The sequence below is a fragment of the Rhodococcus sp. NS-SX18 genome (assembly GCF_057367935.1).
Map to the genome: position 1 here is coordinate 3,405,837 of NZ_CM170633.1, position 22,787 is coordinate 3,428,623.

General features: G+C 71.3%; 16 protein-coding genes. 7 read left to right on the plus strand and 9 right to left on the minus strand.

The window, feature by feature from the left end; all coding sequences use genetic code 11:
• Positions 1 to 25: 25 nt before the first annotated feature.
• The gene (locus tag AC2IPW_RS15755; RefSeq protein WP_486375165.1) at positions 26 to 3,022 is read right to left on the minus strand and encodes a UPF0182 family protein; all 2,997 of its coding nucleotides are present in this window, start codon (positions 3,020 to 3,022) and stop codon (positions 26 to 28) included.
• A 156-nt stretch (positions 3,023 to 3,178) separates the two neighbouring features.
• Between AC2IPW_RS15755 and AC2IPW_RS15760 the strand changes: the two genes are divergently transcribed.
• Positions 3,179 to 3,784 carry a PPA1309 family protein gene (locus tag AC2IPW_RS15760; protein WP_040782869.1) on the plus strand — a complete coding sequence of 202 codons (606 nt, stop codon included), beginning with the start codon at positions 3,179 to 3,181 and terminating at the stop codon, positions 3,782 to 3,784.
• A 14-nt stretch (positions 3,785 to 3,798) separates the two neighbouring features.
• Here AC2IPW_RS15760 and AC2IPW_RS15765 read toward each other — a convergent pair whose 3' ends face one another.
• Complete coding sequence (locus AC2IPW_RS15765) at positions 3,799 to 4,824, minus strand: YlbL family protein (RefSeq protein ID WP_040782872.1); 1,026 nt, start codon at positions 4,822 to 4,824, stop codon at positions 3,799 to 3,801.
• Between the two features lie 88 nt (positions 4,825 to 4,912).
• On the opposite strand from AC2IPW_RS15765, the gene AC2IPW_RS15770 reads away from it, so the two are divergent.
• The 3 genes from AC2IPW_RS15770 (at position 4,913) to AC2IPW_RS15780 (ending at position 8,731) form a co-directional block, all read left to right on the plus strand.
• Complete coding sequence (locus AC2IPW_RS15770) at positions 4,913 to 6,409, plus strand: zinc-dependent metalloprotease (RefSeq protein ID WP_486375166.1); 1,497 nt, start codon at positions 4,913 to 4,915, stop codon at positions 6,407 to 6,409.
• A gap of 95 nt (positions 6,410 to 6,504) precedes the next feature.
• Positions 6,505 to 7,353 (plus strand): hypothetical protein, encoded by an 849-nt coding sequence (locus AC2IPW_RS15775; protein ID WP_486375167.1) that lies wholly within the window; start codon positions 6,505 to 6,507, stop codon positions 7,351 to 7,353.
• 46 nt (positions 7,354 to 7,399) lie between these two features.
• On the plus strand, positions 7,400 to 8,731 hold the full coding sequence (locus AC2IPW_RS15780; protein ID WP_003937332.1) for an ABC1 kinase family protein: 1,332 nt from the start codon (positions 7,400 to 7,402) through the stop codon (positions 8,729 to 8,731).
• 16 nt (positions 8,732 to 8,747) lie between these two features.
• Here AC2IPW_RS15780 and AC2IPW_RS15785 read toward each other — a convergent pair whose 3' ends face one another.
• Complete coding sequence (locus AC2IPW_RS15785) at positions 8,748 to 9,026, minus strand: WhiB family transcriptional regulator (protein WP_003937333.1); 279 nt, start codon at positions 9,024 to 9,026, stop codon at positions 8,748 to 8,750.
• 384 nt (positions 9,027 to 9,410) lie between these two features.
• Positions 9,411 to 11,555, minus strand: coding sequence for an ATP-dependent DNA helicase UvrD2 (locus AC2IPW_RS15790; RefSeq protein ID WP_486375168.1), 2,145 nt, complete (start codon positions 11,553 to 11,555; stop codon positions 9,411 to 9,413).
• Between the two features lie 102 nt (positions 11,556 to 11,657).
• Between AC2IPW_RS15790 and AC2IPW_RS15795 the strand changes: the two genes are divergently transcribed.
• Positions 11,658 to 11,912, plus strand: coding sequence for a mycoredoxin (locus tag AC2IPW_RS15795; RefSeq protein ID WP_040782890.1), 255 nt, complete (start codon positions 11,658 to 11,660; stop codon positions 11,910 to 11,912).
• A 36-nt stretch (positions 11,913 to 11,948) separates the two neighbouring features.
• Here the strand turns inward: AC2IPW_RS15795 and AC2IPW_RS15800 are convergent, their stop codons facing one another.
• Complete coding sequence (locus tag AC2IPW_RS15800) at positions 11,949 to 12,791, minus strand: SDR family NAD(P)-dependent oxidoreductase (protein ID WP_486375169.1); 843 nt, start codon at positions 12,789 to 12,791, stop codon at positions 11,949 to 11,951.
• Positions 12,792 to 12,894: 103 nt separating this feature from the next.
• On the opposite strand from AC2IPW_RS15800, the gene AC2IPW_RS15805 reads away from it, so the two are divergent.
• Positions 12,895 to 13,506 (plus strand): TetR/AcrR family transcriptional regulator, encoded by a 612-nt coding sequence (locus AC2IPW_RS15805; RefSeq protein ID WP_054375065.1) that lies wholly within the window; start codon positions 12,895 to 12,897, stop codon positions 13,504 to 13,506.
• 5 nt (positions 13,507 to 13,511) lie between these two features.
• Here AC2IPW_RS15805 and nudC read toward each other — a convergent pair whose 3' ends face one another.
• Together nudC and AC2IPW_RS15815 are read right to left on the minus strand one after the other, a co-directional pair.
• Complete coding sequence (nudC, locus tag AC2IPW_RS15810) at positions 13,512 to 14,414, minus strand: NAD(+) diphosphatase (protein ID WP_289377641.1); 903 nt, start codon at positions 14,412 to 14,414, stop codon at positions 13,512 to 13,514.
• 26 nt (positions 14,415 to 14,440) lie between these two features.
• On the minus strand, positions 14,441 to 15,508 hold the full coding sequence (locus AC2IPW_RS15815) for a potassium channel family protein (protein ID WP_289377642.1): 1,068 nt from the start codon (positions 15,506 to 15,508) through the stop codon (positions 14,441 to 14,443).
• A gap of 103 nt (positions 15,509 to 15,611) precedes the next feature.
• Between AC2IPW_RS15815 and AC2IPW_RS15820 the strand changes: the two genes are divergently transcribed.
• Positions 15,612 to 16,004 carry a DoxX family protein gene (locus AC2IPW_RS15820; protein WP_289377643.1) on the plus strand — a complete coding sequence of 131 codons (393 nt, stop codon included), beginning with the start codon at positions 15,612 to 15,614 and terminating at the stop codon, positions 16,002 to 16,004.
• Between the two features lie 9 nt (positions 16,005 to 16,013).
• On the opposite strand, the gene AC2IPW_RS15825 is transcribed toward AC2IPW_RS15820, so the two are convergent.
• A complete protein-coding gene (locus AC2IPW_RS15825; protein WP_486375170.1) occupies positions 16,014 to 19,379 on the minus strand; it encodes an ATP-dependent helicase in 3,366 nt (1,121 codons plus the stop codon).
• Entirely contained in the window at positions 19,376 to 22,699 is a 3,324-nt protein-coding gene (locus tag AC2IPW_RS15830; protein ID WP_486375171.1) for an ATP-dependent helicase, read from the minus strand. The genes AC2IPW_RS15825 and AC2IPW_RS15830 overlap by 4 nt, the downstream gene beginning before the upstream one ends.
• Positions 22,700 to 22,787: the final 88 nt, after the last annotated feature.

The following is a 22,787-nucleotide window of genomic DNA, read 5'->3' on the forward strand; positions in this document are numbered from 1 at the left end:
GGGCCCCGTTCCGGTCACGGCAGGATCAGCCGCCGGTGGACTGGTACGCCTCCACGGCGGCCTGCACCCGTTCCAGCGCTCGGCCGTACGCCGCGAAATCGCCGGTGCTCTGCGCCGCGCTGAGTTCGGCGAGTGCCGCGTCGAGTTCGGCGACTGCCGCCGTCCGGTCCGCCGGCGCCGGCGCGGGCGCCGGGTTCGGTGCCGGAGCGGGAGCCGGTGCCGCAGCCTGACCGTCCTGCGGTGTCCCCTGTGCCCCCTCGGCCGGTGCCGGGGGCGTCGACTCGCCACCCGGTGCGGTGGCCGCACTACCGACGCCGCCACCGAAGACCTGGTCCAGCGCCGCGGCAAGGGTGGGGGCATAGCCGATCCGTACGCCACCGGCGGGCCCGGGCTCGCGATAGCTGACGATCACCCGGGACAGCTGCGGGAAGGTGGAGGTGTTTCCCGTCGCCGAGTTGCGTTCCGTGTACATCGGCTGCACGTACAGGATGCCGCCCTGGGCGATGGGCAGCGTCAGCAGATTGCCGTACTGGATCCGGTTGGACCGCTCGAGCAAGGTGCGTTCCGACGCGACGCGCGTGTCGGAGATCATCGCGTTCTGCGTCTGTGCGGGACCGAACGTCTGGGTGTCGGTCGGTAGTTGGAGGATCGTGAACTTGCCGTAGTTGTCCGGATCCGAGTTCACCGAGATGTACGCGGACAGGAACTGCCGGTTGAAGCCCACCATCGCGGAGGTGAGCCGGAACGACGGGCGGGCCGTCTCCTCGTCACCGATCAGCACGTAGTAGGGCGGCTGATTCGCCGTCGTCTCCACCGTCGGGTCACTCGGCACCGACCAGAACGCGTTGTTGGTGAAGAACTCGCGCGGATCGTCGACGTGGTACTTCGCGAGCATCTCGCGCTGCACCTTGAACAGATCCTCCGGGTACCGGAAATGCGAACGGAGCTCGTCGGAGATCTGATCCTGCGGGGTCACCGCATCGGGGAAGACACCCATCCACGCCTTCAGGACCGGGTCCTGGTCGTCGACCTGGTAGAGGGTCACGGTGCCGTCGTACGCATCGACTGTCGCCTTCACCGAGTTCCGGATGTAGGAGACCTCCTTGCGGGGCAGCAGCCGGCCGGTGTTCTGGTCGACGCTGTCCTCGACGAGACCTTCGAGGGAACTGCGCTGCGCGTACGGGTAGTTGTCGAGCGTGGTGTAGGCGTCGACGATCCACACGATGCGGCCGTCGACGGCCGCAGGATAGGCGTCGCCGTCGGCGGTGAGCCACGGTGCGACCTTCGTCACCCGGTCCCGCGGATCGCGGTTGAACAAGAGCTTCGACTCGCTGCCGATCGCGCTCGAGAAGAGGATGTTGCGTTCGGCGTACTTGGAAGCGAACGCGAGGCGGTTGAACCAGTTGCCGATCGACACGCCGCCCGAGCCGGTGTAGGTGTACTGCGCGGTGTCGGTGTCGTATTCGCGCGGGGCCTCGCCCTCGGCGGCACCGACGATCGCGTAGTCGGGCTCCTCCTGCGCGATGACCTCACCGAAGTAGATCCGCGGCTGTTCGACCGGGATCACCTGGTCTCCGGACTCGAGCGACGCGATGTCGCTGACCATGTACACCGGGTAGCCGCTGTTGCTGTTGGCGGCCTCCTCGGCGGACTCGCTGGCAGCGGCGTTCACCCGGTTGGCGGGGGCGGCGACCAGGCCGTTTCCGTGGGTGTACACCGTGTGCCTGTTGATCCAGTCGGTCTGGTTACCCGTCAGGCTCGACGGCGACAGTTCACGGGCGGCGACGATGTAGTCCTCGCGCTGCCCGTCGATCTCGTACCGGTCGATGTCCAGCGACGGCGGGAACCCGTAGAAGTTCTTCAGCTGCTGCTGCTGGGTGAAGGTGCGGGGCAGCACGTTGGGGTCGAGCAGACGGGTGTTGGCAATCGTGGTCACGTCCGCCGGTACATTGCGCGGTGACGTGCTCCCCACACCGGGATAGTCCTGGTACTCCACGGTCTCGTCCGTGATGCCGTAGGCCTGACGCGTCGCCGCGATGTTGCGCTCGATGTACTCGGCCTCCTTGACGGCGGCGTTCGGCCGGACGGAGAACTGCTCGACCACCAGCGGCCACACGGCTCCGACGAGGATCGACGAGAGCACCAGCAGCGCGGTCGCCATCGCCGGGATACGCAGGTCGCGCAGCACGATCGCTGCGAAGAACGCCGCCGCGCAGATGACGGCGATCGCCATCAGGATCAGCTTGGCGGGCAGCACGGCGTTGATGTCGGTGAATCCCGCACCGGTGAACGTGGGCTCCTTGCGCCCGCTCCACAGCAGTGCGTACCGGTCGAGCCAGTACGCGACCGCCTTGAGCGCGACGAAGATGCCGGCCAGCACGGCCAGCTGGATGCGGGCGGCGCGGGTGAGACTGCCGCCGCGGCCGGCAAGCCGGATACCGCCGAAGATGTAGTGGGTGACCAGAGCGGCGAAGAGCGCCAGGATGACGGCCACGAACATCCAGTTCAGCAGGAACCGGTAGAAGGGCAGGTCGAAGGCGTAGAAGCCGACGTCCAGTCCGAACTGCGGGTCCGTGGTGCCGAACGAGCCGCCGTTGAAGAACATCTGCACGGTCACCCAGCTCGCCTGCGCGATCAGGCCGGACAGCAGACCGAGCACGATCGGGATGCCGAGGCCGAACGTGCGCAGCCGGGACATCACCGTGGTGCGATACCGCGAGATGGGGTCGTTGGGCCCGGAGGCGGGCACGAACACGGGGCGCGATCGGTACGCCAGCAGCATGGCGAGCCATACCACGGCGCCCACGAACAGACCCACGACGACGAACAAGACGATCCGGGTCAGCAGCACCTTCACGTACACGTCACGGAAGTCGACCTCGCCGAACCACAGCCAGTTGGTGTAGGCGTCCACCAGTCGGGGACCGACCAGCAGCAGCACCGCGGCCACCACGGCCAGGCTCAGCAGAATCTTGCTGCGTTTCGACAGCGAAGGTACTCCGGTGGGGGGCCTCATGCCCACGTGCCACACTCCCAATTCTCCGGCGACGCGGACGCGCCGCAGCTGTTCACCTCGACTGTCACCCACGGCACTCGTGGTGACCGTTTCGCCCCACTCTACGGAATGAGGCCGCCACCACGCCGCGGCGGCGACGAGACCGGGCGACGGTGCAAGGATATGCCCGTGAGCGACAGTCATCCCGTCCCGTCCGAAGACGCCCTGCGCCGGTGCGTCGGTGAGATCGTCGACTTCGTCGACGCCGGTGGCTGGGGACAGCCACCACAGATGTTCGCGCTGGTGCCGACGGCCCTGCTGGCGGCGTCGGAACCGACGCTGCTCGACCAGCTCGACGCGGGCCACGAGTACACCCCGGTGGAGCAGGACGCCTTCCCGGAGGACGTCGAGGGCGGCAGTCCCGCCCTCGACGAGTTCCTCGCCACCACCAGCTGGCCCGAGTCCGTCGCCGGCTGTGCCCTGGTGCAGGAGATCGTGGTGCTGCCGCCGAGCGCGGAGTCGGATCTCGACGACGCGCTGGTCCCGTTGCTGGCGGATCCGCACGCCGCCGACGAGGCCGCCCGCGTCGCGGCGCACGGCCATCCGGAACGGCGCGATGCGCGACTGATCGCGGCGGTGCTGCGGGACGGTCCGTCGCTGTCGCTACTGCAGTTGCGGCCCACCGACGAGGACGACCCGTTCGCCGGGATCGAACTGCGGACCTACGACAACCTCGCCCCCAACGTGGTAGCCGCGCTGTACGCGACCCTCGAACCGGGCGACGACTAGCGCCCGTCCCGCGTCTACTCGCAGCTCGGCGCGTCGCCCCCGTCGGCGAGCGAGCCGAGCGCACCGATCGCACCCTCGAGGGTTTCGACCTCGACCAGCCGCATCCCGTCGGGAGCAGCGCTGCGCGCCTCCGCGCAGTTGTCGGCGGGCACGAGGAACACCGTGGCGCCGTCCTCCGACGCCGCGACGAGCTTGTGGGTGATGCCGCCGATCGGGCCGACGGCCCCGTCGGAATCGATGGTGCCGGTCCCCGCGACGACGGCGCCGCCGCTGAGTTCGCCGGGACTGAGCTTGTCGACCACCGCGAGGCTGAAGATCAGCCCCGCCGACGGCCCGCCGACATCGGCGAGGTTGAACGTCACGTCGAACGGCACGTCCGGCACCTCCTCAGGGCTGATGCCGAGGAAACCCTCCTCCGGATCGTCGGGGCGGGCGCCCACGGTCACCGTGACGGTCTGCTCGACACCGTCCCGCACGATCCCGACGTCGACCGGCGTACCGGGGGCGACGGCGGCGACGGCGCGCTGCACGCTGCCGGCGGTGGTCACCGGCTCCCCGTCGACAGTGACGAGCCGGTCGTCCTCGCGCAGCACCCCGGCGGAGGGACCGGACTCGCCGACCCGGGCGACACGCAGGACGACGGGCAGGTCGAGATGGTGCAGGGCGGCGAGTTCCGCGCTGCGTTCGGACTGCTCGAACTGTGCGGCGTCCGCCTCCTTGACCTGTTCCCGGGTGGCGGTGGGCGGGTAGATCTGCTCGCGCGGGGCGATTCCGTACCGGCTGCCGAGCCACGCCGTGAGGGCCTGCGCCACGGTCAGCCGGTCGCTGACACCGACCGTGGTCATCACGAGCTCGCCGGTGGTCGGGTCGGTGTCGGTGCCCTCGATGGCGACGACCGCCTTGCCGTCGATCTCGCCGAGGGTGTCGAACGTCGGGCCGGGACCGAGCGCCACGTAGGGCACCTTCACATTCAGCGCCACCGTCACCAGCAGCAGCGCGGGGAACAGCACCGCCAGGATCGTCACGAGCCGTCGATTCACCCGGCCAGGGTATCCGGAGCGGCGGTGTTCGCGGTCAGCGTGATCGCGGGGGCCACCGCTGCGCGGTGGGCCTTGTACCGTTGACGGCATGAGCGACACGCCTTTCGGATTCTCGAATCCCGACGACGACCCGGACCGCAGGAAGGATTCCGGTTCCGGCGCCGAGGGATCCGGTGCCGAGGGTGCCGGCGCGGCAGGGGGCGGGTCCCAGGGCGGCACCCCCGGCGGGTTTCCCTTCGGGTTCGGTGTGCCCGGCGCAGGCGGTGCCCCGTTCGGGGCGGGTGGCGACAACCCGTTCGGAGCGCAGGGCTTCGACCCGGCAGCGCTCGGTCAGATGCTGACGCAGTTCGGTCAGATGCTCAGCGGCATGGGCAGCGCAATGGGGTCCGGCGGTTCGGGACCCGTCAACTACGAGGTGGCCGCCAAGCTCGCCCGCCAGCAGATCGGCTCCATCACGCCGGTCTCGTCCGGGTCGGCGGACGCCGTCCGGGACGCCGCGCACCTGGCAGAGCTGTGGCTCGACGGCGCGACCACGTTGCCCGCCGGCGCGACCCGCACCGTCGCCTGGACGCCCGTGGACTGGCTCGACAACACGCTCGAGACGTGGAAACGGCTGTGCGATCCCGTGGCCGAGCAGGTCAACGGCATGTGGGTCCAGGGTCTGCCGGAAGAGGCCCGGACGATGGCCGGGCCGATGCTCGGGATGTTCTCCCAGATGGGAGGCCTGGCGTTCGGATCCCAGCTCGGCCAGGCGCTCGGACAGCTGGCCAAAGAGGTCCTGACCTCGACCGACATCGGTCTTCCCCTCGGTCCTGCGGGCACCGCGGCGTTGATGCCCGCCGCGATCGATGCCTTCGGTGAGGGGCTCGAGCAGCCGGCACAGGAAGTTCTCGTCTTCCTCGCCGCGCGAGAGGCCGCACACCAGCGGCTCTACAGCCATGTGCCGTGGCTGCGATCGCGCCTGCTGTCCACGGTCGAGGACTACGCGCGCGGCATCCGGATGGACTTCTCCGCGATCGAGGACCTCGCCCAGGGCATCGACCCCACGGCGCTGACGGACCCGTCGAAGATCGAGGAACTGCTCAAGGGCGCGGCGTTCGAGCCGCAGACCACCCCTGAGCAGAAGCAGGCCCTCGAGCGCCTCGAGACGTTGCTCGCCCTCGTCGAGGGCTGGGTCGAGACCGTGGTCGCCGATGCCCTCGGCGACCGGCTGCCCGGGGTGGCCGCGTTGAGCGAGACCCTGCGCCGCCGCCGCGCGAGCGGTGGCCCCGCCGAGCAGACCTTCGCCACACTCGTCGGTCTCGAGCTGCGGCCGCGGAAACTGCGCGAGGCCGCCGCCCTGTGGCGCCGCCTCACCGCCGATGCCGGGACGGAGGCACGGGACAAGGTGTGGGCCCATCCGGACCTGCTGCCGGACTCGGCGGACCTGGACAACCCGGCCGCCTTCCTCGATCGGATCATCGGCGGCGAAACGACCACGTTCGACGATCCGATCGCGCAGCTGCGCGAGACCGAGGCACGCGAACGCGCCGAGCGGGAGAAGGGCGACTCCGGCGAGTCCACCGATCCCGACGAATCCGCCTGAGCACGCTTCGGCGCAGGTAGATCCCGGTTCTTCCCTGTGGACAACCGGCCTCGAGCACCCCGGGGCGCGGTCCGGGTTGCCGCAGACTGGCGGGCATGACCACGGCCACGCACCAGCCCGGACCGGCGCTCGATCCTGCCCTCGAAGTGCTCCGCCGCCCGGACGGCTCGGTCCAGCTCGGGTGGGGTCCCGACACCGCCGCAGTCCTCTCGCCCGGCAAAGACCTCGACGCATTCGGCCTGTCGACGGTGCTGAACCTGCTCGACGGACGTTCGTCGCGTGCGGAGATTCTGGTCCGCGCCGCGCGGGCCGGGCTCGCGGACGATGCCGTCACCGTCCTGCTCGACGAATTGACCACCGTCGGCGCGGTCCGGGATCCGGACGGGACCGTACCGGTGGCTCCTCGGGTGCGGGTGCACGGGCGCGGCCCCCTGGCGGATACGCTGGTCGCCCACCTGACGGTCTCAGGCACCCGGCTGAGCAGGTCCGCCGCCTACACCGGCGACAGTGACGTGGCCCGATGGGACGTGCAGTGCGTGCTCCTCGCCGACGCACTGGTCCCCGACCCCCGGCTCGTCCGGGAGCTGATGCGGCACCGCGTGCCGCACCTGCCCGTGCTGCTGCGCGACGGCCGTGGCATCGTCGGGCCGTTCGTCGTCCCGGGTCGCACGAGCTGTCTGCGATGCGCAGATCTCACCCGCACCGACCTCGACCCGCACTGGCCGCAGCTCGCGGCTCAACTGTGCGACCGCGTCGGCTGTGCGGAGCCCCCGGCGGTGCTGGCGACCGCGGCTCTCGCCCTCGGTGAGCTCGACGCGATTCTCACGACCGCGGCGCCCGCGACACTGGACCGGACCCTCGAGGTGGACCTGCGCAGTCATCGGCTCGCGTCGCGGCGCTGGTACCGGCACCCGGAGTGTGGGTGCGCAGCCCCGCCCGCGTGAAGCGGGGTCGCCCCCGGCGCCCCGCGCCGGGAGGACGGCGTCAGGCATGATGGGGGGCGTGGCCGAAATCCCCCGTAGAAGCAGTTCCCGCACCGCCAAGCTCGCCAGCATCCCCCTCGGGATCGCCGGTCGTGCCGCGGTGGGGTTCGGCCGGCGTCTGGCCGGCGGGGACCGCGAGGAGATCGATGCGGAGCTCGCGGCGAAGGCGGCCGAGCAGCTGTTCACGGTGCTCGGAGAGCTCAAGGGCGGAGCCATGAAGGTCGGCCAGGCACTGAGCGTGATGGAAGCCGCGGTACCGGAGGAGTTCGCCGAACCGTACCGGGAGGCGCTGACGAAGTTGCAGTCGGCCGCTCCGCCGCTGCCTGCCAAGACGGTCCACCGTGTCCTCGATCAGCAGCTCGGCGCCGGCTGGCGGGAACGCTTCGCCTCGTTCGACGACGTTCCCACCGCCTCGGCGAGCATCGGACAGGTCCACCGGGCGACGTGGGCGGACGGCCGCGAGGTCGCGGTGAAGGTCCAGTACCCGGGTGCCGACGAGGCACTGCGCGCCGATCTGCGCACCCTGTCGCGGTTCGCGGGTCTGTTCGCGACGGTGATGCCGGGCACGGACGTGCGGGCGGTGCTCGACGAGCTGACCGCCCGCACCGAGGAGGAGCTCGACTACCGGATCGAGGCCGACAATCAGCGGGCCTTCGCCAGAGTGTTCAGCGACGATCCTCGGTTCGTCGTGCCGCGGGTGGTCGCCAGTTCCCCGAAGGTCTTCGTCACCGAATGGCTGACGGCGACACCGCTTTCCACGATCATCGCGGAGGGTACCCGCGAGCAGCGCAACCGGGCCGGCGCGCTGCTGGCCGAATTCCACTTCGCCTCCCCGGCGCAGGTGGGACTGCTGCACTGCGACCCCCATCCGGGCAATTTCATGCTGCTCGACGACGGCCGGCTCGGCGTCATCGACTTCGGTGCCACGGCCGCGATGCCGAACGGGTTGCCACCGGTGCTGGGCCGGATGGTGCGGCTGGCCCTCGAAGAACGCTTCGACGAGCTGACCACTCTGCTCTACGAGAACCGGTTCGTCCTGCCGGGCAGGGAGGTCACCGAGCAGGAGATCGCGGACTACCTGCGCCCGTTCACCGACCCGATCCACACGGAGTCCTTCCACTTCACCCGGGCCTGGCTGCAGAAGGCGGCGGGCACCGCCACCGACTTCTCCGGATCCAACTTCCGGACCGCGCGGGCATTGAACCTGCCGCCGGAGTACGCGAACATCGTCCGCGTACTCCTCGGCTCGGTCGGCATCTGCGCCCAGCTGGATGCGCACGCCCCCTACATGCGGATCCTGTCGGAGTGGCTGCCGGGATTCACCGACCCGGTGGACTGACGTCCCGGCAACCCGGTCAGGCGCACACGAGTTCCTTGCGGGGACGCCCCCGCGGGCGCTTGCGGGCGACGACGACGCCCCGTTCGAAGATCTCGCCGCCCCACACACCCCACGGCTCGGCTCGGTCGAGTGCCGCGGCGAGGCAGTGGGCTCGGATCGGGCACCGGCCGCACAGCGTCTTGGCCCGCTCCAACTCGGCCGGTGATTCGGCGAACCACAGATCCGGGTCGTCGCCGCGGCAGGGCAACTCGCGCACGCGCGTCGTTCGGTCGACGTCGAGCGTTGCGGTTTGCACGATGGATGTCTCCTTTGTCTGGTTCGGATGCGAGGGGCGAACCGGGCAGAAGACGAAGAAGGCCACGGTCCGCTGGGCGGTGTCCGTGGCCGGAAGGCGAATCGAAGATTACCGGGGCTGACCTCGGTGGCTTCGGGACACGGACGAAAGGGCGGCTGCGCGCACGCGGGCGACGCGCGGAGTGCACGCACCGGCGGCGACGGGGGCGCCGGCGACGGGGGCGGCGACCACCACTGCAGCTGCATCGAAGCCGAGCATCGGGGCCACCTCCTGACGTCGTCCGCGCACGGGCCTTTCCCGTGACATCGACCTCCAGCCTAGAAACTCGGCCGTCGATCGCACAACCCATTTTCTACCTGCGGTTTTGCCGCATCCGTGGAACCGCTACAAATCGAGGGTGTCGGCCGCGCGTTCCCCACGCACGACAGCGAGCACGTCCGCTCCGAACTGCTCGAGTTTCTTCGCCCCGATACCGGGGATGGCGACGAGGGCGCGGTCGTCGCCCGGCCGCTGCTCGGCGATCGCGATGAGCGTGTTGTCGCTGAACACCACGTACGCGGGGACCTTCATCTCCTTGGACCGCTCCCGGCGCCAGTCCTTCAAGGCCACCAGCAGCGATTCGTCCAGGTTCGACGGGCAACCCTCGCAGCGTCCGAGCATGGTCGCGGACGATCCCATGAGGGGCTTGCCGCACACGCGGCACTGCGGCCGCTTCCGCTTCGGCGACGCGGGAGCCGCAATCCGGGAGGCCGGCGAATCGTCGGGGATCAGACCGTGCAGGAACCGTGATCGCCGCCGCGACCGGCGACCGCCCTCGGTGCGCGAGAGCGCCCACGACAGGTGCAGGTGCACGCGGGCGCGGGTCACCCCGACGTACAGCAGTCGGCGCTCCTCCTCGATCCCGGCTTCGTCGGGCGGTGTGGAGCTGTCACCGACGACGTGCACGATGGGCAGTGTCCCGTCGGTGAGCCCGACGAGGAAGACTGCGTCCCATTCCAGGCCTTTGGCCGCGTGCAGCGACGCAAGTGTGACGCCCTGCACCGTCGGTGGGTGCCGCGCCTCCGCCCGCGCCGCGAGGTCGCGCAGCAGGCCGTCGAGATCGAGGTCGGGCTCGTGCCCGAGGAGTTCCTCGGTGAGCTGCACGAGCGCCCGCAGCGATTCCCAGCGTTCACGCGCCTGCGCACCGGCAGGTTCGGTGTCGCTCAGCCCGAGCGGGGCGAGCACCGCCCGCACCAGCGTGACCAGGGCGGCGCCGCGATCGGCGCCCTCGGGCAGGTCGTCTCGGGCCTGCGCCTGACGCAGCGCCCCGACCGCCTGCCGCACCTCTGCCCGGGTGAAGAAGCCCTCGCCGCCGCGGACCTGGTACGGGATACCGGCTTCGGTGAACGCCTGCTCGTAGGCCTCGGACTGAGCGTTGATGCGGTAGAGCACGGCGATCTCGGCGGCCGGTACCCCCGAACCCAGCAGTTCGGCGATCGCCTTGGCGACGGCCCGCGCCTCGGCGGGTTCGTCGTCGTACTCGGCGAACGCCGGCTCCGGTCCGGGCGGGCGCTGGCCGACGAGCTGGAGCCGGGTCCCGGCGATGCGCCCGCGCGCCGCGCCGATGACCCGGTTGGCAAGGGACACGACCTGCGGGGTGGAACGGTAGTCACGTTCGAGCCGGACCACGGTCGCGTCCGGGAACCGGCGGGAGAAGTCGAGAAGGTACTGCGGGGTGGCACCGGTGAACGAGTAGATCGTCTGGTTCGCGTCACCGACGACGGTGAGGTCGTCGCGGTCGCCGAGCCACGCGTCGAGCACTCGCTGCTGCAGGGGCGTGACGTCCTGGTACTCGTCGACGACGAAACAGCGGTAGCGGTCGCGGAACTCCTCGGCGACGGCGGTGTGCTCCTCGAGCGCGGCGGCCGTGTGCAGCAGCAGGTCGTCGAAATCGAGGTAGATGCCGTCGTCGCGCACCTTGAGCGACTCGTAGCCGGCGTAGACGGCGGCGACCCGCCCAGCGTCGGCGGGAGGTTCCCGCCGGGCGCGGGCCACCACGGCCGGATAGTCCTCCGGCGCGACGAGCGATCCTTTGGCCCACTCGATCTCCGAGAGCAGGTCGCGCACGGTGTCGGTGTCGGTGGCGAACCCGGCCCGGTGCGCGGCCTGGGAGACGACCGCGAACTTGCGGTCGAGCAGTTGCCACGGCGTGTCGCCGACCACCTGCGGCCAGAAGTAGCGCAGCTGCCGCAGAGCGGCGGCGTGGAAGGTGCGCGCCTGCACCTGCGGGCCCGTGCCGCCCACGCCGAGTTCGCGCAGACGACCGCGCATCTCTCCGGCGGCGCGCGCGGTGAACGTGACTGCGAGGACCTGGCCGGCCGCGACGTGCCCGTGGGACACCAGGTGCGCGATGCGGCGGGTGATCGTCCGGGTCTTCCCGGTACCTGCGCCTGCGAGGACACACACCGGGCCCCGCGGCGCGAGGACCGCCGCGGCCTGCTGGGGATCGAGCCCCTCCACCGATGTCTCTGCGCGCATGGCCTCCATCATGGCAGGACGTGGTGACAGGCATCCGGCCCACACCGCCTGTGGCGGAGAACACATTTCGCTGGGGGACGGAACAGCGCGCAGACGGTGGTTGTTGTGCGCACCGTGACTACGACCGACGCTCCTGCCCTGACGCTCTACACCACCGACTGGTGCGGCTACTGCCGTCGCCTCAAGCTCCAGCTCGACGAGCACGGCATCGGCTACGCCGAGATCGACATCGAAGCCGACCCGGCGGCCGCCGAGTTCGTCGGCAGCGTCAACAACGGAAACCACGTCGTTCCCACCGTCCAGTACGCCGACGGCAGCACCGCGACCAATCCCCCGCTGTCCGCGGTCAAGCAGGCGCTCGGTCTCTAGCCGACGGCACCGCATCCGCCGGGAGCACCGAGGAGCTCAGGTGGTGTATCCCGGCGGGGCCGGCACGGCGTGTTCGGCTGCCCGGCTGACCTTCTCCCATGCCGCCCAGTCCCGGATGCGGTCCTGCGCGAGTCCGACCGCGGCGTCGTAGACGACGCTGCCGAGGATCAACCGTCTCGGCGGGGCGTCGCTGTCCACGGCTGCCCGGACCGCGGCCGCGGCGAGCGCCGGCTCGCTGTCGACGCCGCCGGCGGCCGACGTCGCTGCCATCTCGGCGCGCAGCGCCGCATAGTCGTCGAGCGGAGCAGTGGCGGGCATGTCCTTGTACAGGTCCGTCCAGTATCCGCCGGGTTCGACGATCGTCACGGCGACCCCGAAGTGTGCGGCCTCGGCAGCGACCGCCTCGCTCAGTCCTTCCAGTGCGAACTTGCTCGCGCTGTACAACCCGGTGGTGGGAAATGCCGCGATCCCCGCAATACTGGAGATCTGCAGCAGCCGGCCCCGGCGCCGGCGTAGCGCCGGCAACACCGCCTGCGTGACCCACAGCGCTCCGAAGAAGTTGGTCTCCATCTGAGCGCGTGCCTGCTCCTCGGTGAACTCCTCGACGAAGCCCGTCCACATCGTCCCGGCGTTGTTGACGACGACATCGAGGCGCCCGAAGTGGTCGACAACCCGATCGACCGCCGCGACCACCGCCGACCGGTCGGTCACGTCGACGTCGACGGTGAGCACCCGCTCGTCGTCCCGGAACTCGGGCACGGCGGTTGCGGTGCGGGCAAGGGCGGCCACCCGGTCTCCTGCGGTGAGCGCCTCCCGGGTGAACGCTCGGCCAAGCCCTCGGCTTGCCCCCGTGACCAGCCATATCCGCTGCTCGACCATGCCGGCGCCTCCTCAAATCTAGACGAGACGGATCGTCTCGTCATGTGAGTATGCGACCCTCGTTCCCCCTAGTCAAGACGGTCCGTCTCGTCTCGTTATGGCTATGCTGTGCTCCATGCCGCCGAGAAGCACCCGCCGCAGCGACGCCGCCCGGACAGCGATCCTGACCGCCGCGGTGGAGTTGGTCGGTGAAGTGGGCTACAGCAAGTCGAGCATCGAGGCGATCGCTACCCGAGCCGGCGTCGGGAAACAGACCATCTACCGGTGGTGGTCGTCGAAAGGATCGGTGCTGCTCGACGCCTACCTCAACGCAAACGTGGGCGGCGAACCGGAGGACCCGCAGGGCCTACCGAACACGGGCGATCTCGTCGCCGACATGAGGGCGGTGCTGCGCGCCACCGTCGACGAACTGAACGATCCCCGGTTCGAACGGCCGTTGCGCGCGCTGACCGTCGCCGTACTCGAGGACGAGTCCCTGGCCGCCGAATACTCCCGTCGTCTCGACGAGCCGACGCGGCAGATGAAGAAGGAGCGGCTGCGCGCGGCGCAGCGACAGGGTCAGCTGTCCCCCGATGTGGATCTCGACGCCGTCGTCGACACCCTCTTCGCCCCCGTCGCCCAGCGCTGGCTGCTGCGCTCCGGTCCGCTGACCTACGAATACACCGATCACCTCGTCGAGACCGTGCTCACCGGCCTGCCGAGGCCGGGGTCCTGACCGGTTCAGGTCCCCCGGACCCAGCCCTCCAGCATGCCCCGGGCGATCGAGATCGATCCCGGCAGCAACAACGGGGCGTCGGCCGGGGAAGCCCAGTCGCCGAGCGCGAGCGCGGCCCCCACCTCGTCGCGGCTGAACCAGCGGGCCTCGGCGATCTCCCCGTCGAGGAAGGCCAGCGGATGCTCCGGATCGGCGACGGCGGAGAACCCGATCATCACCGACCGCGGGAACGGCCACGGCTGGCTACCGAGGTACCGCACGTCTCGCACCTCGACGCCGACCTCCTCGCGGATCTCCCGCACGACGCAGGACTCGAGCGACTCCCCCGCCTCGACGAACCCGGCGAGCACGGAGAACCGTCGCTCCGGCCACACCGGCTGTCGCGCCAGCAGGACCCGGTCCGCGCCGTCGTGCACGAGACAGATGATTGCCGGGTCGGTACGCGGGAACTCCTCGTGACCGGTGCTGGTGCTGATCCTCGACCAGCCGGACAGGGTCGGCTCGGTCGGCGCTCCGTCCAGTGAACTGAAGCCCGCGCTGTCGTGCCAGTTGAGCAGGGCCACCGCGGTCACCATCAGACCCGCGTCGGCGTCGTCGAGCCGCTCCCCGACCCGGCGCAGATCGGCGACCGTTCCGGTCTGCGCGAGCACCCGGACCGCCCACACGTGCCGGTCGCCGCGCACACCGAGGAACACCGCGCCGGGAACCGGCTCGGGTCCCAGCTCCACCGCCGCGGCGAACACCAAGGCGTCGCCGTCCACCGGTACCTGCCCGCGACGATCGACCCGGAGCAGTTGGGCCCGGGACCAACCGTCGTGCAGGGCCGCGGCGTCGCCCCGCAGTTCCTCGGCGCGGTCGACGACCGCACGGGAGAGCAAGGGGGTGTCGGACAGCTGGAAACGGCTCACGACTGCACCCTAGCGGCGGCGCGGGCTCAGCCCGACACCCGCCGGATGTAGAGCAGCTTGTCGTCCGCCTCCACGGCGTCGACCTCGGGGGACCCCACGCGCAGCAGGCGGCCGTCGCGCACGACGCCGAGCACGATGTCGGACAGGTGGCGGGGCGAGCCGCCCACTTCGTTCGGTTCGACGTCGCGTTCGGCGATCGCGAATCCCGCCTCCGGGGTGAGCAGATCCTCGATCATCTCCACAACGCTCGGCGTCGTGGTGGCGATGCCGAGCAACCGGCCCGCAGTCTCCGACGAGATGACCACCGAGTCCGCGCCCGATTGACGCAGCAGATGCGTGTTCTCCGATTCGCGGATGGCCGCGACGATCTTCGCCCTCGGAGCGATCTCGCGTGCGCTGAGGGTGACGAGCACCGCGGTGTCGTCCCGGTTGGCGGCGACGATGATCGCGGCCGCATGCTGAACCCCGGCCAGGCGCAGCACATCCGACTTCGTCGCCGAACCCTGCACGGTCACCAGGCCTTGTCCCGCGGCGGTTTCGAGTACCACCGGATCCGTGTCGACGACGACGATCTCCGACGGCGGAACCCCGTCGCCCAGCATCGCATCCACGGCGGTGCGGCCCTTGGTGCCGTATCCGACGACGACGGTGTGATTACGCACGCGGCGCCTCCAACGCTGAATCTTGAACGCCTGACGGGAACTCTCGGTCAGTGCCGAGAGCGTCGTACCGACCAGGACGATGAGGAAGAAAATCCGTAGCGGCGTGATGACCAGAACGTTGATCAGTCTCGCCTCGGGAGTGATCGGGGTGATGTCACCGTACCCGGTGGTCGACAGCGAGACGGTTGCGTAGTAGACGCAGTCCAGCAGCGACAGCGCATCACCCTGGGCGTCGCGATAGCCGTCCCGGTCCAGATAGACCACCAGCACGGCGAACGCCAGTGCTGCCACCGCATATCCGACGCGGCGGGTGATGGCCCGGCTCGGACTGGTCTGCAACTGCGGCACCCGCAGGATGCCCACCAGTGCGAAGTCCGGGCGTTCGGTGAGCACGTCGGAACGGCTGAAGCGGCCCCGTAACCTACCCGGCATGGCGGCGCTCCCGCGGTGTTCTCGGCTCCGTCGATGCGGTCACCGACGTTCTCGTTGCTGACATCGGCTCGCAGCCTACGCGTCGGCCGCTAGTGTGGCGCGCATGTCCACACACCCGTCCCAGCGCGCGGCGCTGCGGCTGTCCGCGCTCCTCCTCGGCGCGGGCACCGCGCATTTCGCCTCCCCTCGACCCTTCGACCGGATCGTGCCGACAGCGCTGCCGGGTTCGCCGCGGACCTACACGTACGCATCCGGAGTCGCCGAGCTGACCGTGGGGACGGCACTTGCGATTCCGCGGACCCGCCGGCTCGGCGGGGCGTTGGCCGCGGCACTACTGGTGGCGGTGTTCCCCGCCAACGTGCAGATGGCCGTGACATGGCTGCGAAGCGAGCGGCTCTCCCCGGCCGCGAAGGCGATCGCGGTGGCCCGGCTGCCTCTGCAGCTGCCCCTGATCGCCCAGGCGTTCACGGCCCGGCGCAACGCGCCGCGCCGCTGACCTCGGCCGCTACCGTTCGCCGGCCGAGGGGCGGTCGGCACCGGCGCTGCGCACCAGCCGGTCCAGCCGTTCGGCTCCAGGCAGGTCCTCGGGTGCGATGGTCCGTCCCGAGCGCACGTAGTGGAAGGCGGCCCGGACCTTGCCGAGCGGCGGCGCGACCGGCCGGCCGGTCGCGCGGAACGTGCGGGCTGCCATCAGCTGCGCCCAGGCCAGGCGGTACGCGGCCAGCTGCATCGCCACCGCCTCGAGCCGGTCCTCGTCGGGTTCGGCGCCGGTCTTCCAGTCGATGACCGTCCAGCCGCCGTCCTGGTCCTCGAACACGGCGTCGATCCGGCCGCGGATCACCACCCCGGCCAGCGAGGTCTCGAACGGGACCTCCACCTCCACCGGGCTGCGCTGAGCCCACCGCGACCGCAGGAACGCCTCCTGGAGCCGGTCGAGTTCGGTTTCGTCGCCGCCGGCGTCGTCCGCGCCGGGCAGCTCGTCGAGATCGAGCAGGCGTGTGGCGCCGTACCGGCGTTCGAGCCAGGCATGGAAGGCGGTGCCGCGCCGCGCCAGCGGGTTCGGCCGGAACGGCAACGGGCGGCGCAGTCGCGCGGCCAGGGCGGCCGGGTCCGCAGCCAGATCCACCAACTGGCTGACCGACATCTGCGCGGGCAGCGTCACCTCGGCACGCTGCTCGGCACGCCGGGCCCGTTCGGCGAGCAGCGCGTCGACGTCCGCGGCCCAGTCGTCGGGGTCGTCGTCCGGGTTCGCCGGAGGCGCCGGTTCGGGCTCTTCGAGCGCCGCGAGGACCAGGGCCGCGCCCTGCTCGACGAAGGGACGCCGGAGCCCGAGAGGGTCGCGCGGCCACACGGCCGTGTGCGGATCCGCGGTCATCGGGTTCTCGGTGCCGGTTTCCGGCGTCGGAGCCCAGATCTCGATACTCCCGAGTCCGGTTCGCTCCGTTACCAGTTCGTGCAGTTCGGACAGGAACGGGGACGGTCCTTTCGGCTCCGTTCCGGACTCGGCCCAGTGGTGGCCGGAGACGAACAGGCTTCGTTCCGTGCGGGTGAGCGCGACGTAGAACAGACGCCGGTCCTCGTCCAGCTTCCGGTGCTTGAGGGCGTCCTTGTGGGTGTCGATGCGGTCCTCGAGCGACTTTCGGTCGTAGACGTCGTCGAGATCGAGGACGGGGACACCTTCGCTGTTCTCGTCCGGCAGTGCCCGGTCGCCGCGCAGCGACGGCGGCAGTTCGCCGAGGGCGCCGAGCCATGTGCTGCCCGCCGTCGACGACGGGAACACCCCCGCCGTCAGGTGCGGAACCGCCACCACCTCCCATTCGAGGCCCTTGGCCGAGTGCACGGTGAGCACCTGCACCCGCTCGGTGGCGACCTGCACCTCGCCCGGGGCGAGTCCGCCCTCGATCTCCTCCGCGGCGGAGAGATAGGCGAGCAGTCCGGTCAGCGTCGCCGAACCCCGGCTCGCGTACCCGGCGACCACGTCGGCGAAGGCATCGAGGTTCTCCCGGCCGACTCCGCCGTCGCTGCCGGCCCTGGCCTGCGCCTCGATGCCGATGCCCAGGACCCGTTCCACCTCCGCGACGAGTTCCGTCAACGGCTGGCCCAGCCGTTCCCGCAGGGACGCCAGTTCCTTGCCGAGCGCGACGATACGCGCGTATCCGAACTCCGAATAACGTTGCGGTGGTCCGGGATCGGAGAGTGCGTCGGCGATCCCGGCCTGCTCGGACTGCTCACCCGGCAGTGCGCTGTCGAGCGCCTCGGCGAGGGCGGCCGAGTCGGTGACCGAGCCGCCGACGCCGAAACGGCCACCGATGGCGAGTTCACCGGCCCGCCGCCAGAGCGCCTGCAGGTCGGCGGCGCCGAGCTGCCAGCGGGCCCCGGTCAACACCCGCACGGCCGCGCTGCCGGCCGCCGGGTCCGCGGCCAGCCGCAGCATCGCGATCACGTCGGCGACCTCGGGCGTGTGCAGCAGGCCGCCGAGACCGACGACCTCGACGGGCAGCCCGCGGGCGCGCAGCGCCTCGGCGATCGGCGCGGCGTCGGCGTTGCGGCGCACCAGTACCGCCGCGGTGGGCGGCGACGCCCCGGCCTCCCGGGCGGCCGCGTACTCGGCGGCGATCCGCTCCGCCACCCATTCCCGTTCCGCCTCGACGTCGGCGTGCAGGGCGAGCCGGACGTCACCGGTGACGGGTTCGGGCTTGGCCCGCAGCACGCTTACCTGGACTCCCTTGTGCCGCAACGGCTCCGATGCCAGGTTCGCCAGTTCCAGGGCCTCGGGAGGGTTGCGCCAGCTGGTGAGCAGCTCGAGGCGTGGTGCGGGGCTGCCGTCCGCCAGCGGGAAGTCCGTCGAGAACCGGGGCAGATTCGCCGCGGACGCGCCACGCCATCCGTAGATCGACTGCATCGGATCACCCACCGCGGTGACGGCGGGCATCGGATCCTCGACTCTGCCGGACGGCGAACCGCCGAACAGCGACGACAACAGGACGCGCTGGGCGTGGCCGGTGTCCTGGTACTCGTCGAGCAGCACCACGCGGAACCGGGCCCGTTCGGCACGGCCCACCTCCGGGTGGTCGCGCGCCATCCGGGCCGCGAGCGACATCTGGCTGCCGAAGTCCAGCGCGCCCTCGCGGCGCAGCGTCTGCGCCAATCGTTCGACCAGGGGCAGCAGTTCGATCCGCGACTGTTGCACCTCGAGGATGTTCAGCAGGGTCTTCGACGGCCCCCCGCGCTGCCTGAGACCGGCGGGCAGGGTGTGTACGAGCTTGTCCAGCTCGGTGTGCGCGACGCGCAGGTCGTCCGGCTCGACGAGGTGCTCGGCGAGCTGCCCCGCCAGCGCCAGCACGCACTCGGTGACCGAGGCGGGGTTGCGGTCGGTGTCGAGGTCGCCGTCCCAGGCGCTGACCACGCGGTACGCGAGTTGCCACAGTTCGGTCTCGGACAGCAGCGTCGCCGACGGTTCGATGGGCAAGAGCAGCCCGTGCTCACCGAGCAGTCGCCCGGCGTACGCGTGATAGGTGCCCACCTCCGGCTCGCCGGCGAGGATGCGGGCCCGTAGCCCGCCGGTGGGATCGAGATCGCGCACGAGCAGCGAACCGGCGAGCTTCGCCAGCCGCCGGCGGATCCGGGTGGTGAGCTGCTGGGCGGCCTTGCGGGTGAACGTCAGGCCCAACACCTGTTCCGGGTCGACGAAACCGTTCGCGACGAGCCAGACGACGCGCGCCGCCATCGTCTCGGTCTTGCCGGCCCCGGCACCGGCGACGACGAGCGTGGGCCGCAGCGGCGCCTCGATCACCGCGGCCTGCTCGTCGGTCGGCGGGAACTGCCCGAGCGCGGCGGCCAGCTCGGCCGCGGTCACCGTCGGTGCTGTCACTGTCCCGTCACCTGCCTGCCCTCGTCGTGCGCCGGGCAGCTCGACAGAACCGGGCAGTGCCGGCACCCGTCGTTGACCCGGGCCAGGAACTGCGGTCCCCGGGTGGCCGCGGCTGCTTCGTGGATCACGTCACGCCAACGGTCGAGTGTCTCGCCGTCCAGCGGAGGTTGCACCCGCTGGGTGGCGCCCTCCTTGTTGTGCGGTTTGGCGACGAACACCAGCCGTGCCCCGCCGGGGTCGGCGGCGGGCTGCCCGTCGATCGCGCCGGCCGCGGCGGCGACCTGGTAAGCCGCCAGCTGCGCGTGCTCCTGCGCCGCCTCCTTGGTGACGGGATGGCGCGCGGTCTTGACATCGATGATCACCGGCCGCCCGTCGGGGTCCCGCTCGAGCCGGTCGATCCGGCCGCGCAGCCGCACCCGCGGCTCGTCCTCGGTCCGGGGTTCGAGGATGCCGTCGACGGCGATCTCGACACCGACCTCGGTGAGCTCGCCACGGGTACCGCGCAGCCATGCCGAGAACGTGTCCAGCATGGCGCGGGTGCGCTCGAGTTCGCGGCGGGCGTACCACTGCGAGCCGAGATCGACCGAGTCCCAAGCCCGTTCGAGCGCCCGCTCCACCTGGTCGGGCGGGATCCGTCCGGCGAGTGCCTGCACCAGCGTGTGCACCAGGCTCCCCGCGACAGCGTGGGTGTTGTCGCCGTCGGAGCCGCCGTGCCGCTCGAACATCCATCGCAGCGGGCAGGTGGTGAGCTGTTCGACCGTCGACGGCGACAGCGGCACCGCGTCGGCTCCGGGGTCCCACAGTTCCTGCTGCGTGCTGGGCTCGGCGGTGCCGTACCACTGGTCCGGGTGCGCGCCCCGCACCCGGGCCCGGGCGAGCCGCGCGAGCTGCGCCGCCGCCCGGCGCTGCCGCTGCGGATCGTCGCGGGCCACCACGGGGTCGCACACGACGCTGCGCAGTTCGGCGACGAGGGTCGGCAGCGCGAGCACGCGGGTGCGGGTCTCCTCCGGCAGTACCGAGACGTCCTCCCCCGGCTCGTCGACCTCGTCGTCGGAGGCCGCACCCACCAGCTCGTCGACGAACCGGGACCGCACCATGTCGGTGTCGCCGCCGACCGATTCCACGGCGGTGACGAGGAGGGTGCGTCGCGCGCGGCTGCACGCCACGAGGAACAGACGGCGCTCGTCGGCCAGCAGCGGCGCGGTGCGCGAGAGCCGCGTCGCGCCGTCGCCGCCGTCGGCCCCGGAGACCGCGTCGATCAGCGTCTCGATACCGAGCAGGGTGCCACGGGCCCGCAGGCTCGGCCAGAGTCCCTCCTGCACGCCCGCGACCGCCACGACGTCCCATTCCCGGCCGGCCGCCGAGTGCGCGCTGACGACGGTGACGGCCTCGGCCTGCGCGACGAGGCGGGCGCGGACGGAACCCGGGATCTCCTGCTCGGTGAGGTAGTCGACGAATCCGGCGAGCTGAGCGCGCGGCAGCCGGTCGACGTAGTCGGCGGCGGCGTCGAACAGTGCCACGATGCCGTCGAGGTCGCGGTCTGCCTGCGCGCCGACAGGCCCGCCGCGTTCGGATGCCGCGGACCACTTGCGTTCGAGACCGGTGGCCTGCCACGCCTCCCACAGGACGTCCTCGATCCCGCCGCCGCGGCGCGCGGCGTCCCGCGCCTTGCGCAGCACGGACTGCGCCTTCCTCAGCGGCGCCGCTTCGACATCGGTGAGGCCGCGCACCAGTCGTTCGGCGTCCTCGCTCTCGTCGTCGACGAGCAGCAGCCGCAGCAGTTCGGCCGAGTCACGGTCGCTACCGGCAGCGAGTTCGACCCGGCGCAGGCCCCGGCGCAGGCGGCGCAGCGCGACCGGTTCCGCTGCGCCGACGGGACCGGACAGCAGGGCGAGCGCCTCCTCCCCGCCGAACGGCAGCCCGGACAGCGCCCGCAGCACGAGCAGCAGACCGGCGACTCCGTGCTGACGGGCCAGCGGCAGCTCGGATGCCGCTGTGGTCACCGGCACCCCGGCTGCCAGCAGGGCCCGCCGCAGCGGAGCGAGCGAACGCGGCACCGACCGCACCACGACGGCCATGCGGGACCACGGCACCCCGTCGACGAGATGGGCGCGGCGCAGCGTGTCTGCGACGAGCGCGGCCTCCTTCGCCGGCGTCGACAGCACCCGGACCCGCACTGTTCCCGGATCGTCCGACGGGACGGCGGGTGCGCCGCGGTGGGGCGGCAGGCCGGAGAGCCGCCGGGTGATCCGCCCGACGAGTTCCGCCACTTCCGGGGCGGCGCGATGGTTGGTTCCCAGCACCACGCGGCGGCTCGGGTCGTCGTCGGCGAGCGAGGTGAGAAAGGCCGGGTCGGCACCGCGGAAGGTGAAGACCGCCTGGTCCGGGTCACCGGCAATGGTGGTGGTGCGGGTGCCGAGGCCCACGACGCGCACCAGCTGGGCGGCCTGCGGATCGAGGTGCTGCGCGTCGTCAACGAGCAGGTGCCGGATCCGGGCGCGTTCCCGCGCGAGCAGGTCCGGATCGGTGACGAACGCGGCGAGGGCGGCACCGACGAGTTCGGCAGCGTCGAGGGCGGGCGCGGTGGCCTCGGGTGCCTCGATGCCGACGGCACCGCGCAGCAGCATGATCTGCTCGTACCGGGCCGCGAACTCGCCGACGGCGACCCATTCCGGTCGGGACCGCTGCTGCCCGAGGTCGGTCAGGTCCTCGGGGCCGAGACCGCGTTCGTTGGCGCGCAGCATCAGGTCCCGCAGTTCCACCGCGAAGCCGGTCATGCCGAGCGCGGGCCGCAGCCGCTCGGGCCACATTCCCGCGCCGTCGTCGAGGTCTCCGCGCAACAACTCGCGCAGGACCGCATCCTGCTCGGCGCCGGTGATCAGGCGCGGCGGCGGGTTGCCGTGTGTGGACGCCTGCAGCCGCAGCACCGCGAACGCGTACGAGTGGACGGTGCGCACCAGCGGTTCCCTCGTGGCACGGGGACCGCCGGCAGCCATCCCCGCGTGCAGCAACCCGGCGGTGATCGCTTCGCGGACCTCGGTCGCGGCGCGTCGCGAATGGGTGAGCACCAGCACCGATTCCGGGTCGGCGCCGGCGACGATGCGGGCCACGGCCAGGTCCACGAGCAGCGACGTCTTTCCCGTCCCGGGACCGCCCAGCACCTGCCACGGCCGCCACTGCGGCAGGGGCGGCGAGTCCGCGAACACCCGCTTCACGTCCTCGGGCCACTGTCGCTGCGGCGGCGCTTCGTCCGGCCTCGGCACCAAGCGCACTTCGACCTGCTGCGGCCGGGCGTCGGGACGGAGGTCGGCGTCGGTCATGTGGCCATTCCAGCAGACGGGACCGACACCGCCGCGGAGCGGCGACTCCTGCACCGCCGCGGAGCGGCGACTCCTGCACCGCCGCGCA